Genomic DNA, 16,667 nt, shown 5'->3' on the forward strand with positions numbered 1-16,667 from the left:
GCCGGACAGCTCCGCAGCGGGGCGTCCCAACCCGTGGACCCCGGAACAGGACAGTCGTCCCGCGGTGTTGGATCGGGACGTGACGACTGCTCAGCGCCGCCGTGCCCGTGTTCGTGCTCCCGAGTTGGTGGGGCGTGGCTGGCTCAACACCGGTGGGAAGGACGTTCGGCTCGCTGACCTGCGGGGCAAGGTCGTCCTGCTCGACTTCTGGACGTTCTGCTGCATCAACTGCCTCCACGTGCTGGACGAGCTGCGTCCGCTGGAGGCCGAGTTCGCCGACGTCCTGGTCACCATCGGCGTCCACTCCCCGAAGTTCGTCCACGAGGCCGACCCCGAAGCCCTCAAGGCCGCCGTCGAGCGGTACGAGGTGCACCACCCCGTGTTGGACGACCCCGAGCTGACCACCTGGCAGAACTTCGCGGTCAAGGCGTGGCCCACGCTCGTCGTCGTGGACCCCGAGGGGTACGTCGTGCACGTTGCCGCTGGTGAAGGGCACGTCGACGCGCTCCGGACGGTGGTCTCCGAACTCGTCGCCGAGCACGAGGCCAAGGGCACGCTGCACCGCGGCGACGGCCCGTACGTCCCGCCGGCCCCGGCCGACACCGAGCTGCGCTTCCCCGCCAAGGCCATCGTCACCCCCGCCGGCACCCTGCTGGTCAGCGACTCCGCCCACCACAGCCTGGTCGAGCTCGAACCCGATGGCGAGACCGTCGTCCGCCGCATCGGCACCGGCGAACGCGGTCGCCGGGACGGCCTCGAACCCACCTTCTCCGAGCCCGCCGGACTGGCTCTCCTGCCCGAGGACGTCGCAGCGCGAGTCGGTTACCACGTCGTCGTCGCCGACACCGTCAACCACCTGCTGCGCGGCCTGAACCTCGACACCGGCGAGGTCACGACCGTGGCCGGCACCGGTGAGCAGTGGCGGGACGGCGAGACGGACGGGCCGGCTGACGCGATCCACCTCACCAGCCCGTGGGACGTGGCCTGGTGGGAGCCCGCCGGAGGCGTGGCCATCGCACTCGCCGGCAACCACACCCTCGGCCTGTTCAAGCCCGTCGAGGAGCGCCTGGAGCGCCTCGCCGGCACCACGGTCGAAGGCCTGAGCGACGCTCCCCTCAAGGACGCCTTCTTCGCCCAGACCTCCGGCCTCGCCGCCCAGGGTGACCGGCTGTGGCTGGTCGACTCGGAGACCTCCGCCCTGCGCTACCTCCAGGACGGCGAGGTCAAGACGGTCGTCGGCAAGGGCCTGTTCGACTTCGGCCACCGCGACGGCGCCGCCGACCAGGCCCTGCTCCAGCACCCGCTGGGCGTGGCCGTCCTCCCCGACGGCTCGATCGCGGTCGCGGACACCTACAACGGCGCCGTCCGCCGCTACGACCCCGCGACCGGCGAGGTGTCGACGCTGGCCACGGACATCGCCGAGCCCAGCGACGTGCTGTTCGTCGACGGCGAGCTGGTCGTGGTCGCCTCCGCCGCCCACCGCCTGGAACGGCCCGTCGCGCCCGGCACGAAGGTCCTCGGCGAGGCCCACCAGGTCAAGCGCCCGCCCACGGTCATCGCGCCCGGCGAGCTGGAGCTGTCGGTCGTGTTCACCCCGCCCACCGGCCAGAAGCTGGACGACCGCTACGGCCCGTCCACCCGCCTGGAGATCACCAGTTCACCGCCGGAGCTGCTGGTCGAGGGCGCGGGCGTGGGCACCGACCTCAAGCGGGTGCTGCGCATCGCGGACGGCTTCACCGATGGCGTGCTGCACGTCGTCGCACAGGCCGCGAGCTGCACGGACGACCCCGCCGTCGAACACCCGGTGTGCAAGCTCACCCGCCAGGACTGGGGTGTGCCGGTGCGGGTCAGCGCGGACGGCCCGAACCGACTGCCCCTCATGATGGGCGGTCTGGACGAGGACGTCTGACGCGCCACGTAGACTCATCGGGTGCCCGATGTCAAGCTTGAGATCCAGATGCTGCACGACCGCGTCATGGTGCGGATCTCCCCGGAGGACGGTGAGCGCCGCAGCAGCGGCGGCATCCTGATCCCGGCGACCGCGCAGATGGCCAAGCGTCTGGCCTGGGGCGAGGTGCTCGGGGTCGGCACGAACGTGCGGCACGTCAAGGTCGGCGACCGCGTCCTGTTCAACCCGGACGACCAGTTCGAGGTCGAGGTGCAGGGCGCGACCTACCTGGTGATGCGCGAACGCGACGTGCACGCGACCGCCACCGAGCGGTCGGACCACGGAACGGGCCTTTACCTCTAGAACCTCCTGACCGTGATCACCGCGTGACGGCGGTCGGGTAAGCAGTCCCAGGACCTTGCGCGAGAGGCAAGAGGGGGAGCGGTGCCGGAGAACCAACGACCGGAGTACGACGCTGAGCGGACCACGGCGTTCCAGCCGGTCCGCCCGTCGGGCACCGGTTCGGAGCGCGGGACGAACGGCTCCGCCGAGGCGCAGTGGCCCCAGGACGAGGACGCCTGGCCGCAGGAGGAACCGGACGAGCCGGCGGGGCGCGACACCGCGGCCGCCGAGGCGACCCAGTACATCGACAGCGGCAACCTCCGGGGTCCCGCCGGCGTCACCCACGATGTGCCCACTCCCCACCCCGACGAGGTCACCCACAAGCTGACCCCGCCGCCCTCCGACGAGACCCGCGCGTTCGGCGCTTTCGACGAGACCCGCGCCTTCGACGGCACGCGGGCGTTCGACGAGCCCCGCGCCTTCGACGAGACCCGGGCGTTCGACGGTCCCCGCACCCCTTCGGCGTCCGAGCAGACGACCGTGTTCGCCGCCCCGGTCGGTGAGCCGGAAGCCACCGTCCTCGGCCCGATGATGGTCGACGAGGACACCGCCGCCGAGGAGGTCGACGAGCGCCGCAAGTCGCGCAAGAAGGTCGCCCTGGTCGCGGCCGGCGTGTTCGGCCTGCTCGTCGTCCTGTACGGCCTGGACATCCTGGTCTCCAGCGGCAACGTCCCGCGCGGTGTGACGGTCGCCGGCGTCGACGTCGGCGGCATGAGCCACCCGGACGCGGAGAAGAAGCTGCGCGCCGAGATCGGTCCCCGCCTGGAGAAGCCGGTCAAGGCCCGCGCCGGCGACGTGGACACCGAGGTCGACCCCAAGGCGTCCGGCCTGGAGCTGGACTGGGCGGCCACCCTGGACCGGGCGGGCGACCAGCCGCTGTCCCCGATCACCCGCATCACCTCGTTCTTCACCTCCCGCGAGGTCGGCATCGCCACCCGCAGCGACCAGGTGAAGCTGTCCGGCGCGGTGGAGGCCCTGCGCGCCAAGACCGACCACGAGCCGGCCGAGGGCACCATCAAGTTCGAGGGCGCCACCCCGGTCGCCGTGGAGCCCAAGCAGGGCCAGAAGCTGGACGTGGACGGCGCCCGCGAGAAGCTGCTCGCCGACTGGGCCGATGGCGGCACCGTCGAACTGCCTGTGGCGACCACCCCGGTCAAGACGACCAAGGAAGGCGTGCAGAAGGCGCTCGACGAGGTCGCCAAGCCCGCTGTCGCGTCCCCCGTGGTGATCAAGGGCGAGGGCAAGGACGCCACGCTCACGCCCGAGCAGCTCGGCGCCACCCTCGTCTTCGAGCCCGCCGACGGCGGCGGCCTGAACGCCAAGGTCGACCCGAACAAGGTCGTGGAGGCCGCCGGCCCGCAGCTCAAGGACACCGAGAAGGAGGGCAAGGACGCCGAGATCGTGTTCGAGAGCGGCCGGCCCACCGTCAAGGAGTCCGTGGACGGGCTCACCATCGACTGGGAGAAGTCGCTGGCCACGTTCCTGGACGTGCTCAAGCGCCCCGACCAGCGCGAGATCAAGGCGGAGTACAAGAAGACGCCCGCCAAGGTGACCACCGAGCAGGCCAACAAGATGGGCATCAAGGAGGTCATCGGCGAGTTCCAGACCGGTGGCTTCGCGGCCGACTCGGGCGTGAACATCCGCGTGGTGGCGCAGAAGGTCAACGGCGCGATCGTGAAGCCCGGCGAGACGTTCTCGCTCAACGGCTACACCGGTCCCCGCGGCACCGCCCAGGGCTACGTCGAGGCGGGCATCATCGAGAACGGCGCCCCGGGCCGCGCGGTCGGCGGCGGCATCTCGCAGTTCGCCACGACGCTCTACAACGCGGCCTACCACGCGGGCATGAAGGACGCCGGGCACAAGGAGCACAGCTACTGGATCTCCCGCTACCCGGCGGGGCGCGAGGCCACGGTGTTCATGGACGCCGCCGGCAACAGCCTGATCGACATCAAGTTCACCAACCCCGACGACACCGGCGTGGCGATCCAGACGATCTGGACGCCGTCGTCGCTCAAGATCGTGCTGTGGGGGACGAAGAACTACGACGTCACCGGCTCGACCAGCGAGCGGACCAACTTCACCGAGCCGAACGAGATCAAGAAGACCACCCAGCCGTGCGTGCCGAGCAACGGCGCCCAGGGCTTCACGGTCACCGACACGCGGACCATCACCGACCGGCGCACCGGCCAGACCCGCTCCGAGTCGCGCACGGTCCGCTACGACCCGTCGCCGAAGATCGTCTGCGAGGCTCCTCCCGCTTAGGGCGCTTCATTGCCTCGATGAGCGCGCTGGCGCTCTCAAGCTGAACGCGCTGGCGCGCTTTCTAGCGGACGCGCTGGCGCGCTCTCAAGACAAGAGCGGGCTTGGGAGGCCTCCGGGGAGGTCACAAGCGGGGGCTTTTCCGTCCTCCCCGTATGGCCTGGCGGAGCCAACCACACTTCGCCGGGGTTGCCGCTGAAAATTTGGCTCGTGCCTCGCAAAATTTTCGGCCGCAACCCCGGCGAAGTGCGGTAGCCCTTCGGGCAGGCCATACGGGGAGGACGGAAAAGCCCAAGAGCGGGCGCGCTGTGCGCGCCTGAAGATCCACCGGCCTCGCGCTGCGCGCGTCGGCTTAACGCAGCTCACAGCCGGGTATTCACCCGATCGTGAGCGCACAAGAGGTGAGACGCAACCCGGTCGTGCAGCTCCTCGGCCGGGCGGGGATGGTCTGCTACGGGGTGGTCCACGTCCTGCTGGCCGTGTTGACCACGCAGGTGGTGTTCGGCGACTCCGGTGAGCAGACCGACCAGAAGGGCGCGGTGGCGACGCTCGCCGAGTCGTCCTTCGGGCCGGTGTTGCTGTGGGTGCTGGCGATCGGGTTGTTCGCGTTCGCGCTGTGGCAGGTGAGCATGGCGGTGTCGGGCTACCAGTGGGTGTCGCCGGAGCGGAAGCGCTGGTACCGGCGGATCGGGTCGGTCGGGCGCGCGGTCACCGGGGTCGTCATCGGGATCGCGGCCGTCCGGTACGCGGTCGGGTCGGGGCAGAAGAGTTCCACCGAGCAGTCGCAGACGTGGACCGCCAAGGTGTTGGCGCTGCCGTTCGGGCAGGTGCTGGTGGGCGCGGTCGCGTTGTTCGTCGTCGGGCTCGGGGTGGCGGTGGCGCGCAAGGGTGTGAAGAAGTCCTTCGAGGACGACCTGACCATGTCCGAACTGCCCGCCGGCACGCGTCAGTGGGTCGAGCGGCTGGGGCGGATCGGCTGGATCGGCAAGGGCATCGCCTACGGCTTGATCGGCGTCCTGGTCGGGTTCGCGGCGATCGAGGCCGACCCGTCGGAGTCCGGCGGCCTGGACAAGGCCCTGCACACCCTCGCCGCCCAGTCCTACGGCGTCTTCCTGCTGGCCGTCATCGCGCTGGGGTTCCTGGGCTTCGGCGTCTACTGCTTCGCCGCCGCCCGCGCGCACAAGGGGTGAGAACGTGACAAAGGGCGGCTCCCCCAACGCCCTGGGGGAACCGCCCTCATCGTCCTCAACCGATCAGAACGCGGCCTCGTCCACGTCCATCAGCGAGTTGTCGGTGTTCTCGGCGACCTTGCGGCGCGCGGACAGCTCGGGCAGCACGGTCTTCGCGAAGAAGGACGCGACCGCCACCTTGCCCTCGTAGAACGCCTTGTCCTTGGCGGACACCTGGCCGTCCAGCTTGGCCAGCGCCACCTCGGCCTGGCGCAGCAGCAGCCAGCCGACGAGCACGTCGCCCGCGGTCATCAGCAGGCGGACGGTGTTCTGGCCGACCTTGTAGAGGTTGCGCACGTCCTCCTGCGAGCTGGTCAGGAAGCCGATCATCGCGCCCAGGATGCCCTGGAGGTCCTCCAGGCCCTGCTTGAGCAGCGCCCGCTCCTCCTTGAGCCGGCCGTTGCCGCCCTCGTTGTCCAGGAAGGACTGGATCTCGCCGTTGAGGAAGCCCAGCGCCTGGCCCTTGTCGCGGATGATCTTCCGGAAGAAGAAGTCCAGCGACTGGATGGCGGTGGTGCCCTCGTACAGCGAGTCGATCTTGGAGTCCCGGATGTACTGCTCGATCGGGTACTCCTGGAGGAAGCCGGAGCCGCCCAGCGTCTGCAGCGACTGCGCGAGCTGCTCGTAGGCCCGCTCGGAGCCGACGCCCTTGACGATCGGCAGCAGCAGGTCGTTGACCTTCTCCGCCAGTTCCTTCTCGGCGCCGCCCAGGGCGATCTTGTCCTGGAAGGTGGCGGTGTAGAGGTACACCGCGCGCAGGCCCTCGGCGTAGGCCTTCTGCAGCATGAGCGAGCGGCGCACGTCCGGGTGGTTGGTGATGGTCACCCGGGGCGCGGTCTTGTCGGTCATGCGGGTCAGGTCGGCGCTCTGCACCCGCTCCTTGGCGTAGGCCAGGGCGTTGAGGTAGCCGGTGGACAGCGTGCCGATGGCCTTGGTGCCGACCATCATGCGGGCGTACTCGATGACCTGGAACATCTGCGCGATGCCGTCGTGCACCTCGCCCAGCAGCCAGCCCTTGGCGGGCACGCCGTGCTGGCCGAAGGTGAGCTCGCAGGTCGTGGAGACCTTGAGGCCCATCTTGTGCTCGACGTTGGTGACGAAGGCGCCGTTGCGCTCGCCGGTCGACTCACCGGTCTGCGGGTCGAAGTGCCACTTCGGGACCAGGAACAGCGACAGGCCCTTGGTGCCGGGCTTGGCCTCGATGCCGGGGCCCTCGGGGCGCGCCAGCACCAGGTGCATGATGTTCTCGGTCAGGTCCTGGTCACCCGAGGTGATGAACCGCTTCACACCGTCGAGGTGCCACGAGCCGTCCTCCTGGAGCACGGCCTTGGTGCGGCCCGCGCCCACGTCGGAGCCGGCGTCGGGCTCGGTGAGCACCATGGTGGCGCCCCAGCCGCGCTCGATCATGATCTCGGCCCAGCGCTTCTGCTCCTCGGTGCCGTTCTTCCACACCACGGAGGCGAAGTTCGGGCCGGCCAGGTACATGTAGATGGCCGGGTTCGCGCCCAGGATCAGCTCGGACGCCGCCCACTGCACCGACGGCGGGATGCCGAAGCCGCCCAGCTCGTTGGGCAGGGACAGGCGGTACCACTCGCCGTCCCAGACCGCCTGGTAAGACTTCTTGAAGGACTCGGGCAGCGTCGCCGAGTGCGTCTTCGGGTCGAACACGGGCGGGTTGCGGTCGGCGTCGGCGAAGGACTCCGCCAGCGGGCCGACGGCCAGGTTGTTCAGCTCGGCCAGCACGCCGCGCGCCGTGTCCTCGTCGGACTGCTCGAACGGCCCCGTGCCGAGGTGGTCCTGCACGTTGAAGACCTCGAAGAGGTTGAACTCGAGGTCCCGGACGTTGCTCTTGTAGTGACCCATCTCGTCGCTCTCTCCAAACAGGTCGGGGCTGTCCCCTACTGACCGGTAACAACAGTTTATTACCTGTCAGTAACCCCGGCAAGGGCGGGCACCCGGTTGTGGTGGAGCAGACGAGATCACTTCATGTTCGAGGAGAGCAGTCCGGCCTGGTAGGCCAGCGAGACGGCGTGCGTCCGGTCCCGGGCCCTGAGCTTGCGCAGGATGTTCTTCACGTGCGTGCGGACGGTCTCCACAGACACGTACAGCTCGTTGGCCACGGCCTGGTTCTCCAGCCCGTCGGCGATCAGCTGGAGGACTTCGTACTCCCGACGCGACAGCGCCCGGCGCGACCCCGCCTCGGCGGTCGGCGTGAACCCCGCCGCCAGCGGTGCAAGCGTCGGGTCCACGTACATGCGCTCCTGGTACCCGCGCACGATCGCCTGGAGCACCTCGCCCACCTCGCCACCGCGCGGCACCAACCCCCGCACACCCGCCGCCAACGCGCCCCGCACGAACTTCGCGGTCCGGTGCGGCTCGCGGACCAGCGAGATCACCACCAGCTGCGGGTCGTTGGCGGTGAGCAGGGTCGCGAGGTGGCCCTGCGGGTCCAGCACCGAGTCGACCAGCAGCACGTCGGGTCGCAGCTGTTCCTGCAGCCGCACGGCCGTGTGCAGGTGGCCGGTCGACCCGAGCCACCGCAGTCCCGGCGTCCGCCGCACGACGGCCGACAGGCCCTCGCGGAACAGCGGGATGGGATCGACCAGGGCGATCCCCGGTCCCGGGGCAGGGCGAGCCGCGCCCGCCGGGGGAAGCGGACGGCCGTTGACACCGGTGCGCATGTCCATGGGAGTTGTTCGCGCCGGGGACATGACGGGGTTTCGCGAAACAAAACTGTCCGTATGACCCGGTCACGTACGTGAACAAGAGTCACAAGTGTGAGTCAGTTGTCCGGTGTGGTCTTCCGCACAGCGCAACGGCTCCGTAAGACCTACGTCACACAACCCGCATGTGGGACGCCGCGCACCACCGCCGCCCGCTCTGTCGCGCTGCCGCCCGCCGAGGACGTTCAGGGAGGTTCGATGGGCACCCTCGACTGGTTGGTCGTAGGTGGGTACTTCGTCGTGATGGTCGGCATCGGCTACTGGTCACGCGGGCGGATCAAGAACATCGCCGACTTCTTCACCGCCGGCGGCAAGATGCCGTGGTGGCTGTCCGGCATCTCGCACCACATGTCCGGCTACAGCGCCGTGATGTTCGTGGCCTTCGCCGCCGAGGCCTACCGGCTCGGGCTGACCGTCTACATCTGGTGGGCGCTGACCATCGGCGTCGGCGTGGGCATCGGCGCGTTCCTGTGGGCCGGCGCGTGGAACCGGCTGCGCTCCCGGCACGGCGTGAAGTCGCCCCTGGAGTACCTGGCCCGCCGGTACAACGTGCCGACGCAGCAACTCATGGCGTGGGCCGGTGCCGCGCTGAAGGTCGTGGACATCGCGGCCAAGTGGGTCGCGGTCGCGTTGCTGCTCAAGGGTTTCGCGGGCGTGGAGGTGTGGCTGGGCATCACGCTCGTCGGTCTGGTGACGATGGTCTACTCGGTCCTCGGTGGACTGTGGGCCGACGCCTTGACCGACTTCGGCCAGTTCGTCATCCAGGGCCTGGCCGGGATCGCGATGTTCGTCGCGGTGGCCGCGCACTTCGGCGGCATCTCGTTCATGTGGGAGATCTGGGACCAACTGCCGCCGTCGCACTCCGAGCCGCTGGCGGGCCAGTACACGCTGGTGTTCTTCATGGCGCTGTTCCTGATCAAGACGCTCGAGTACAACGGCGGCATGTGGAACCTGGCGCAGCGCTACATGGCCGCGCCCTCCGGCGCCGCCGCCAAGCGGTCCGCGCTGCTGTCGTCCGTGCTGTGGCTGGTGTGGCCGCTCGTGCTGTTCTTCCCGATGTGGGCCGCGCCGCTGATCGTGCCGGGCATGGAGGCCAACGCGGAGCAGGCGTACGTCGAGATGGGCAAGGCGATGCTGCCGGCGGGCATGGTCGGGTTGGTGCTGGCCGGGTTCTTCTCGCACACCATGGCGATGGTGTCGTCGGACGCGAACGTCATCTCGGCGGTGATCACGCGGGACATGCTGCCGAGGCTGTGGAAGGGCGTGACCCGGCTGTCCGAGGCGGCGCAGTTGCAGTTGGCGCGGGTGACGACGTTCGCGTTCATCGGGCTGTCGATGACGATCGCGCTGACGGCGGACACCAAGGGTTTCGTGCTCAAGGTCGTGATCGCGCTGGTGGCGGCGACCATGGGACCGATCGCCATTCCGCTGATGCTGGGGCTGCTGCCGTGGTTCAAGCGGGTCGGGCCCACCGCGGCGATCGCGTCCGTGGTGGGCGGGCTCGGGACGTGGGCCGTGCTGTACGTGTTGCAACAGAACAAGGTGGCGTTCGTGACCCAGGCGGTGATCGTGTCTTGGCCGCTGCTGGTGTCGCTGGTGCTGTACCTGGTGGTAGGTCTCGTCCTGCGTCCGGAGCCCTCGGCGGACCGTGCTGACCTGGTCGACTCCCTGCAAACCGACACCGAACCGGACACCGTCCGCGCGTGACGTTCCGTGGTCCCGTCCCTCGTCGGTGGGGGCGGGACCACTCTTGTGGGCAGTCTCATGCGGTTTGTCCGGCTTGCCGCCCCCACAGTGGAGGCATGGGTGCGTGGCAGCCGCGGGACGAGGTCGAGTCGGGCACCGGGTGGCGGCTGTGGTTGGCGTTGAGCACGCGGGTGTGGCCGGACGAGTCGTGGGACGGCACGCCGGCGGCGGCGGTGGCCGGGTTGTCGGAGATCGCGTGGGAGTGCGCCTCGCTGCGGTCGTCGTGCCCGGGTGACGCGCCCGTGCTGCGGCTGGTCGACTCGGTGGTGTTCGTGGTGAGCCTGCCGCTGGAGCTGTGGCGCGACGACCACGTGCCCGTCGACGCCGACCGCGCCGCGTTGCTGCACAGCGACCTGGCCGGGGTGGTCGACCACTTCGCGGGGGTGCGGGCGGTGCTGGCCGAGGGTGGGGGTTGGGCCGAGCTCGTGTAGCGTGGGTACTAATGATTAGTGCACAAACTTTCCGGGACGACCCGCTGGCCCTGGAGCGGCAGGTCTGCTTCGCCCTGTCCATCGCCTCCCGGAACGTGGTCGCCCTCTACCGGCCGCTGCTGGAGCCGATGAACCTCACCCACCCCCAGTACCTGGTGATGCTGGCGCTGTGGGGCAAGGCACCCCTGTCGGTCAAGGCCCTGGCGCGGATGCTCTCCCTGGAGCCCGCCACCCTGTCGCCGCTGCTCAAGCGCCTGGAGTCGATCGGCTACGTCAACCGCAGCCGCGACACCGCCGACGAGCGCCAGCTGGCCGTCACCCTCACCGAAACCGGCGCGGCCCTGCGCGAACAGGCCTTGAAGATCCCACCCGCCGTGGTGGAACGCCTGGGCATGACGCTCGAAGAGTTGGAAGTCCTGCACAAAGCCCTGACCCGCGTCATCGCCGCGACGGAGCGAACCCCATGAACGTCGTACCCCAGCGGGACAACGGAGCCGGGGGCCGGAAGCCACCCGCAGCCCTGCGCGCCTGGTACCTGCTCGGCGGCCGCCTACCCGTCCACTACCGCGAGTGGGTCTTCCACCAGGCGACCAAGCCGACCTGGCTGGCGTGGTTCGTGGTCCGAGCGTTCCTCCAGGTCCTGCCGCTGACCATCCTGATCACCGTCGCCCTGGTGTGGGGCCTGGGCTCCCCGCTGCCCCTGGCCATCGCCTGCGGCTCCCTCGGCCTGGTCGTCGGCGTGTACTTCGCGGTGTCGTACGCGATCGAAAGCACCGACCACCGCATGACGAAGTACGGCTACCCCCGAGCCGCCGCCAGCACGTACCGCAAGGAACAGACCACCGAATCCGACCGCGACCGCCAACGCCGCTACGACGCCGCCTGGCGCTCGGCCGACCGTTGAACGCCGGAGACCAGCCGGCTCTACGCAGCACCCGGCAGGCGGACCACGCCGGGCCAGGCGCCGACGACCCGGCCCGATCACGCCGAAGCCCCAGGTCAGTGGCTCGCGACCTGGGGCTTCGGCGTTCCGAGCGGGTGACGGGAATCGAACCCGCCTCTACAGCTTGGGAAGCTGTCGTTCTACCAATGAACTACACCCGCGTGCTGCGGCACCGATCATACACATAGGCTGTCCCCCGTGTTGTTGAGTGACCGCGACTTGCGTGAAGAAGTCGACTCGGGCCGCCTGGTGCTGGAGCCGTTCGACGACGTCATGGTGCAGCCGTCCAGCATCGACGTCCGTCTCGACCGGTTCTTCCGGGTGTTCAACAACACCCGGTACACCCACATCGACCCCTCGATCCAGCAGGACGACCTGACCTCCGTGGTCGAGGCGCAGGACGACGAACCGTTCGTGCTGCACCCCGGGGAGTTCGTGCTCGGCTCGACGTTCGAGCTGGTCACCCTCCCGGACGACCTCGCCGGGCGGCTGGAGGGCAAGTCCTCGTTGGGGCGTCTCGGCCTCCTCACGCACTCCACGGCCGGGTTCATCGACCCCGGGTTCTCCGGGCACATCACCCTCGAACTGTCGAACGTCGCCAACCTGCCGATCACGCTGTGGCCGGGCATGAAGATCGGTCAGCTCTGCCTGTTCCGCCTGACCAGCGCCGCCGAGCACCCGTACGGGTCGCAGCAGGCGGGCAGTCGGTACCAGGGGCAGCGCGGGCCGACGCCGTCGCGGGCCTACCTGAACTTCCACCGCACGGACACGCGCCGCTGAGCTACAGCAGGTTGCCGTACCTCGCCAGGACCCGCGAGCGCAGTTCCGGGTCGGTGCGCGGTACCGGCTCCAGGAAGACCTCGTCCAGGTCGGGCCACCTCGAACGCAGCTCGCCGTCGATGCGCACGCACGCTCGTTCGAGGTCGGCGGCGCTCAACGCGTCGTCGAAGTCCAGTCGGGCGCACAGCAGGACGCGGTCGGTGCCGACGGCCATCGTGAGCAGGTCCACGACCTGGTCGACCTCCGGCACGTCCCGCAGGTACGCCCACACCGCCCGCACCAGCTTCGGGTCGGCCTGCCTGCCGATCAGCAGACCCCGGTTGGTGCCCGCCAGCACGAACGCCGCGACCGCGAGCAGCAGGCCGATCAGCAGCGACGCCACGCCGTCCCACACCGACGACCCGGTCAGGTGGTGCAGGCCCAGGCCCGCGAACGCCAGCAGCAGGCCGGTGAGCGCCGCCGAGTCCTCCATGAACACCGTCTTCACGGTCGGGTCGTCGGACACGCGCAGGAACGCGAGCACGGACCGCCCCTCGGTCCGCGCCTCCCGCCGCACCTGCCGCACGGCCTGCGTCCACGACACCGACTCCAGCGCGAACGCGATCGCCAGCACCACGTACCCGACGCCGGGGCTGGTCTGCTCGACCGGCTCGCCGAACACCGTGCTGAACCCCTCGTAGAACGCGAACACCGCGCCCGACACGAAGATCGACACGGCGGCCAGCAGCGACCAGAAGTACCGGTCCTTGCCGTAGCCGAACGGGTGCCGCCGGTCCGCCGGCCGCGCGGACCGGCGCAGCGCGGTGAGCAGCAGGCCCTCGGTGAAGGTGTCCGCGACCGAGTGCGCGGCCTCGGCCAGCATCGCGGCCGACCCGGTGATCACGCCCGCGATCGCCTTCATCACCGCGATGGCGAAGTTCATCGCCAGGGCGAGCAGCACGGTCAGCGTGCTCTCGCTCTTCACGGGCTCGGTGACCGGCGTGGCCGGGTCGGGAGTGGTCATGCCACGACGGTAGGACCGCGCGCACCGATCCGCAGGTCGCGCCTGCCCCGTTCGGAGCACACCGGCGGCTAGCCTTGCGCGGCATGGGCATTCTGGTGCAGGTGCTGGTGACCGCGATCGCGGTCTGGGTCTCCACGGTCATCCCGGGCATCGACCTGGGCGAGGGCTCGACCCCCGCGAAGATCGGCACGCTCCTCGGCGTCGCGCTGCTGTTCGGCCTGGTGAACGCGGTGGTCAAGCCGGTGGTGAAGTTCTTCGGCTGCGTCTTCTACATCGTGACGCTCGGCCTGATCGGCCTGGTGGTCAACGGCCTGCTGTTCTGGCTCACCGGCTGGCTGGCGGGCGAACTGGGCCTGCCCTTCGCGGTGACCGGCTTCTGGCCCGCGTTCTGGGGCGCGATCATCGTGGCCCTGACCAGCTGGGTCCTCAACATCATCTGGGACCGCGTCCGCGGCGACGACTGAAGCGGAAGGCCCCGGTCCACAGTGGACCGGGGCCTTCCGTCTTGCCGGGGGTCAGCTCTGCGAGCCGGCCTTGTCCTCCTCGGTCAGCGGGGTGCCGGAGCCGACCTCGTCGGTGGGCACGTCCGCGCGCTCCAGCTCCTGGCCCCGGCGCACGGCCGTGAGCAGGAGCTGGGCCACGTCCACGACCTCGACGTGACCGCCGGCGACGCCCTCGTTCTGCCGGGCCGTCACGCCGTCGGTCAGCATCACGCGGCAGAACGGGCAGCCGGTCGCGATCTTCGACGGGGCCGTGCCGAGCGCCTCGTCCACGCGGTCGATGTTGATGCGCTTGCCGATGCGCTCTTCCATCCACATCCGCGCGCCACCGGCGCCGCAGCACATCGAGCGTTCCTCGTGCCGCGGCATCTCGCGCAGGGTCGCGCCCGACGCCCCGACCAGCTCGCGCGGGGCCTCGTAGACCTTGTTGTGCCGGCCCAGGTAGCACGGGTCGTGGTAGGTGACGTCCTCCGCCACCTCGGCCACCGGCACCAGCCGCCGCTCGCGCACCAGGCGGTTGAGCAGCTGGGTGTGGTGCACGACCTCGTACTGGCCGCCGACCTGCGGGTACTCGTTGGCCAGCGTGTTGAAGCAGTGCGCGCAGGTCACGACGATCTTGCGCTTGCCCGGCTCACGCCCCTCGAACACCGTGTTCAGGACCTCGACGTTCTGCTGCGCCAGCATCTGGAACAGGAACTCGTTGCCCGCGCGCCGCGCCGGGTCGCCGGTGCAGGTCTCCTCCGGCCCGAGCACGGTGTACTTGACGCCCGCGGTGTGCAGGAGCTCGGCCACCGCCCGGGTGGTCTTCTTCGCCCGGTCCTCGAACGCGCCGGCGCAGCCGACCCAGAACAGGTACTCGGTGTCGCCCAGCTCGCCCTCGAACACGGGCACCTCGAAGTCCAGGCCTTCGGTCCACGCCAGGCGGTCCTTGGCGTTCTGGCCCCACGGGTTGCCCTTGTTCTCCAGGTTCTTGAACATGCCGCCCAGCTCGGACGGGAAGTTCGACTCGATCAGCACCTGGTAGCGGCGCATGTCGACGATGTGGTCGACGTGCTCGATGTCCACCGGGCACTGCTCGACGCACGCGCCGCACGTGGTGCAGGACCACAGCACCTCGGGGTCGATGACGCCCAGCTCGTCCACGCCGCCGACCAGCGGGCGCTCGGCCTCGGCCAGCGCCAGGACGTCGATGGACTCCAGCCGCTTCTTGTAGTCCTCGTACTTGTCCTCGGTGATGCCGACCTCGTCGCCGGCCATGTCCTTCCGGCCGCCGGCCAGCAGGTACGGGGCCTTGGCGTAGGCGTGGTCGCGCAGCTGGGTGATGACCAGCTTCGGGGACAGCGGCTTGCCGGTGTTCCACGCGGGGCACTGGGACTGGCAGCGACCGCACTCGGTGCAGGTGCTGAAGTCCAGCCAGCCCTTCCAGGTGAAGTCCTCGACCTTGCCGACGCCGAAGGTGTCCTTGTCGGGGTCGGCTTCCTCCAGGTCGAGGACCTGGCCGCCGCTCATCATGGGCTTGAGCGCGCCGAGGGCGACACCGCCGTCGTCCTCGCGCTTGAAGTAGATGTTGAAGAACGCGCTGAACCGGTGCCAGGCCACACCCATGGTCAGGTTCTTCGCCACCACGATCAGCCAGATGATCGCCGACGCCAGCTTGATGAACGCCATGATCGAGATCCAGTTGGGGCTCGACGGCAGGACGTTGCTCAGCGGTCCGGTGACGAAGGACGACCACAGGGGCGGGTCCTCCAGTCCGGCGGCCTGCTTGAACGCCTTCACGCCGAGGATGCCCAGACCCTCGATGATGACGACGGCCTCGACGAAGTAGGCGGCGCGGAAGTTCGAGCCCGCGAACCGGGACACGCGGTCGGCCCGGCGCGGGTGGTTGAGCTGGCGGATGACCGCCAGCGCCACGCCACCGACGACGGTGCCGAGGCCGAGCAGTTCGATCAGCAGCGCCCAGACGGACCACGTGCCGATGACCGGCCAGTGGAAACCGGGGTAGAACACCTCGCCGTAGGCCTCGAACAGCACCGCGGAGCCGATCAGGAAGCCCCACATCACCATCCAGTGCCAGGGGGCGACCTTGCGGAACTTGGCCATCCGGGTGTGCGCGACGAACTCGACGATCAGGGTGCGCAGGCGGGGCAGGAACGGCCCGTTGCGCGTCGAGTCCGGCTGGCCCAGGCGGATGATCTTGACCATCCGGACCACTCCGGCCACGAACAGACCCCAGGCGTACACGCTGACGGCGACGCCGATGGCGCCGAGGGTGAGCTGGAGGGCTCCCATGTGGTGGCGGCCTTTCTCGTCAGTCTCCTGGCTGGGCAGACTACGCCGGATTACTGGTCGGTAACCACTCGAGCGTGGCCGATCACATAAACTAGTTGAACGTCTGTTCCACTAGTCGGAGGGCGCCCCATGGCGTATCTGCTGCTCGCGCTGGCCATCGTGGGCGAGGTGACCGCGACCGTCTCGCTCAAGCTCAGCGACGGGTTCACCCGTCCGTTGCCGGTGGTGGCGGTCGTCGTCGGGTACCTGGTGGCGTTCGCGTCGCTCGGGTTCGTGCTCAAGCTGGGGATGCCGCTCGGGATCGCCTACGCGATCTGGTGCGCGTTCGGCATCGCGGCCGTGGCCGGGATCGGGGTCGTGCTGTTCAAGGAGCCGCTCAACCCGACGATCGTGGTCGGGCTGGTGCTGGTGGTGGCCGGTGTCGTCGCGATCGAGGTCGGTAGTGCCGCCGACTGACGCGGGCCGGGGCGC

Annotated in this window: 15 protein-coding genes and 1 tRNA gene; 11 read left to right on the forward strand and 5 right to left on the reverse strand. The window is 69.6% G+C overall.

The window, feature by feature from the left end; all coding sequences use genetic code 11:
- The first annotated feature begins 79 nt into the window (after positions 1–79).
- From DFJ66_RS24525 to DFJ66_RS24540, 4 genes are all read left to right on the forward strand, one after another.
- Positions 80–1,909 (forward strand): NHL domain-containing thioredoxin family protein, encoded by a 1,830-nt coding sequence (locus DFJ66_RS24525; protein ID WP_121231682.1) that lies wholly within the window; start codon positions 80–82, stop codon positions 1,907–1,909.
- A 48-nt stretch (positions 1,910–1,957) separates the two neighbouring features.
- Positions 1,958–2,251 carry a GroES family chaperonin gene (locus tag DFJ66_RS24530; protein ID WP_121231684.1) on the forward strand — a complete coding sequence of 98 codons (294 nt, stop codon included), beginning with the start codon at positions 1,958–1,960 and terminating at the stop codon, positions 2,249–2,251.
- Between the two features lie 81 nt (positions 2,252–2,332).
- On the forward strand, positions 2,333–4,552 hold the full coding sequence (locus DFJ66_RS24535) for a VanW family protein (protein WP_246029891.1): 2,220 nt from the start codon (positions 2,333–2,335) through the stop codon (positions 4,550–4,552).
- A 383-nt stretch (positions 4,553–4,935) separates the two neighbouring features.
- A complete protein-coding gene (locus DFJ66_RS24540; protein WP_121224166.1) occupies positions 4,936–5,739 on the forward strand; it encodes a DUF1206 domain-containing protein in 804 nt (267 codons plus the stop codon).
- Between the two features lie 63 nt (positions 5,740–5,802).
- Here DFJ66_RS24540 and DFJ66_RS24545 read toward each other — a convergent pair whose 3' ends face one another.
- On the reverse strand, positions 5,803–7,641 hold the full coding sequence (locus tag DFJ66_RS24545; RefSeq protein ID WP_121224168.1) for an acyl-CoA dehydrogenase: 1,839 nt from the start codon (positions 7,639–7,641) through the stop codon (positions 5,803–5,805).
- A gap of 116 nt (positions 7,642–7,757) precedes the next feature.
- A complete protein-coding gene (locus DFJ66_RS24550) occupies positions 7,758–8,459 on the reverse strand; it encodes a response regulator transcription factor (protein WP_121231688.1) in 702 nt (233 codons plus the stop codon).
- Positions 8,460–8,699: 240 nt separating this feature from the next.
- Between DFJ66_RS24550 and DFJ66_RS24555 the strand changes: the two genes are divergently transcribed.
- From DFJ66_RS24555 to DFJ66_RS24570, 4 genes are all read left to right on the forward strand, one after another.
- Positions 8,700–10,208 carry a sodium:solute symporter family protein gene (locus DFJ66_RS24555; protein WP_121224170.1) on the forward strand — a complete coding sequence of 503 codons (1,509 nt, stop codon included), beginning with the start codon at positions 8,700–8,702 and terminating at the stop codon, positions 10,206–10,208.
- Positions 10,209–10,303: 95 nt separating this feature from the next.
- Positions 10,304–10,678 carry a hypothetical protein gene (locus DFJ66_RS24560; RefSeq protein WP_121224172.1) on the forward strand — a complete coding sequence of 125 codons (375 nt, stop codon included), beginning with the start codon at positions 10,304–10,306 and terminating at the stop codon, positions 10,676–10,678.
- Positions 10,679–10,689: 11 nt separating this feature from the next.
- Positions 10,690–11,145: a MarR family winged helix-turn-helix transcriptional regulator gene (locus DFJ66_RS24565; RefSeq protein ID WP_121224174.1), complete on the forward strand. Its 456-nt coding sequence runs from the start codon at positions 10,690–10,692 to the stop codon at positions 11,143–11,145.
- Positions 11,142–11,582, forward strand: a complete 441-nt coding sequence (locus tag DFJ66_RS24570; RefSeq protein ID WP_121224176.1) for a DUF5313 family protein — start codon at positions 11,142–11,144, stop codon at positions 11,580–11,582. The genes DFJ66_RS24565 and DFJ66_RS24570 overlap by 4 nt, the downstream gene beginning before the upstream one ends.
- A gap of 129 nt (positions 11,583–11,711) precedes the next feature.
- Here the strand turns inward: DFJ66_RS24570 and DFJ66_RS24575 are convergent.
- Positions 11,712–11,782, reverse strand: a tRNA-Gly gene (locus DFJ66_RS24575).
- Positions 11,783–11,819: 37 nt separating this feature from the next.
- On the opposite strand from DFJ66_RS24575, the gene dcd reads away from it, so the two are divergent.
- Positions 11,820–12,401 (forward strand): dCTP deaminase, encoded by a 582-nt coding sequence (dcd, locus tag DFJ66_RS24580; protein ID WP_121224178.1) that lies wholly within the window; start codon positions 11,820–11,822, stop codon positions 12,399–12,401.
- Between the two features lies 1 nt (position 12,402).
- Here dcd and DFJ66_RS24585 read toward each other — a convergent pair whose 3' ends face one another.
- Entirely contained in the window at positions 12,403–13,404 is a 1,002-nt protein-coding gene (locus tag DFJ66_RS24585) for a cation diffusion facilitator family transporter (protein ID WP_121224181.1), read from the reverse strand.
- 83 nt (positions 13,405–13,487) lie between these two features.
- Here DFJ66_RS24585 and DFJ66_RS24590 point away from each other — a divergent pair, with 83 nt between their 5' ends.
- Positions 13,488–13,868 carry a phage holin family protein gene (locus tag DFJ66_RS24590; RefSeq protein ID WP_121224183.1) on the forward strand — a complete coding sequence of 127 codons (381 nt, stop codon included), beginning with the start codon at positions 13,488–13,490 and terminating at the stop codon, positions 13,866–13,868.
- 51 nt (positions 13,869–13,919) lie between these two features.
- Here DFJ66_RS24590 and DFJ66_RS24595 read toward each other — a convergent pair whose 3' ends face one another.
- On the reverse strand, positions 13,920–16,196 hold the full coding sequence (locus DFJ66_RS24595; protein ID WP_121224185.1) for a (Fe-S)-binding protein: 2,277 nt from the start codon (positions 16,194–16,196) through the stop codon (positions 13,920–13,922).
- A gap of 129 nt (positions 16,197–16,325) precedes the next feature.
- Here DFJ66_RS24595 and DFJ66_RS24600 point away from each other — a divergent pair, with 129 nt between their 5' ends.
- The gene (locus tag DFJ66_RS24600) at positions 16,326–16,652 is read left to right on the forward strand and encodes a DMT family transporter (protein WP_121224187.1); all 327 of its coding nucleotides are present in this window, start codon (positions 16,326–16,328) and stop codon (positions 16,650–16,652) included.
- The last annotated feature ends 15 nt before the right edge of the window (positions 16,653–16,667 follow it).

The organism is Saccharothrix variisporea (genome assembly GCF_003634995.1).
Lineage (GTDB): Bacteria > Actinomycetota > Actinomycetes > Mycobacteriales > Pseudonocardiaceae > Actinosynnema > Actinosynnema variisporeum.

What these genes read in the sequence shown, in the direction of transcription:
- DFJ66_RS24530 (WP_121231684.1), top strand. Translation starts at nt 1,958, where the DNA reads ATGCTGCACGACCGCGTCATGGTGCGGATCTCCCCGGAGGACGGTGAG.
- DFJ66_RS24545 (WP_121224168.1), bottom strand. Translation starts at nt 7,641, where the DNA reads ATGGGTCACTACAAGAGCAACGTCCGGGACCTCGAGTTCAACCTCTTC.
- DFJ66_RS24550 (WP_121231688.1), bottom strand. Translation starts at nt 8,459, where the DNA reads ATGCGCACCGGTGTCAACGGCCGTCCGCTTCCCCCGGCGGGCGCGGCT.
- DFJ66_RS24555 (WP_121224170.1), top strand. Translation starts at nt 8,700, where the DNA reads ATGGGCACCCTCGACTGGTTGGTCGTAGGTGGGTACTTCGTCGTGATG.
- DFJ66_RS24560 (WP_121224172.1), top strand. Translation starts at nt 10,304, where the DNA reads ATGGGTGCGTGGCAGCCGCGGGACGAGGTCGAGTCGGGCACCGGGTGG.
- DFJ66_RS24565 (WP_121224174.1), top strand. Translation starts at nt 10,690, where the DNA reads ATGATTAGTGCACAAACTTTCCGGGACGACCCGCTGGCCCTGGAGCGG.
- DFJ66_RS24570 (WP_121224176.1), top strand. Translation starts at nt 11,142, where the DNA reads ATGAACGTCGTACCCCAGCGGGACAACGGAGCCGGGGGCCGGAAGCCA.
- DFJ66_RS24585 (WP_121224181.1), bottom strand. Translation starts at nt 13,404, where the DNA reads ATGACCACTCCCGACCCGGCCACGCCGGTCACCGAGCCCGTGAAGAGC.
- DFJ66_RS24590 (WP_121224183.1), top strand. Translation starts at nt 13,488, where the DNA reads ATGGGCATTCTGGTGCAGGTGCTGGTGACCGCGATCGCGGTCTGGGTC.
- DFJ66_RS24595 (WP_121224185.1), bottom strand. Translation starts at nt 16,196, where the DNA reads ATGGGAGCCCTCCAGCTCACCCTCGGCGCCATCGGCGTCGCCGTCAGC.
- DFJ66_RS24600 (WP_121224187.1), top strand. Translation starts at nt 16,326, where the DNA reads ATGGCGTATCTGCTGCTCGCGCTGGCCATCGTGGGCGAGGTGACCGCG.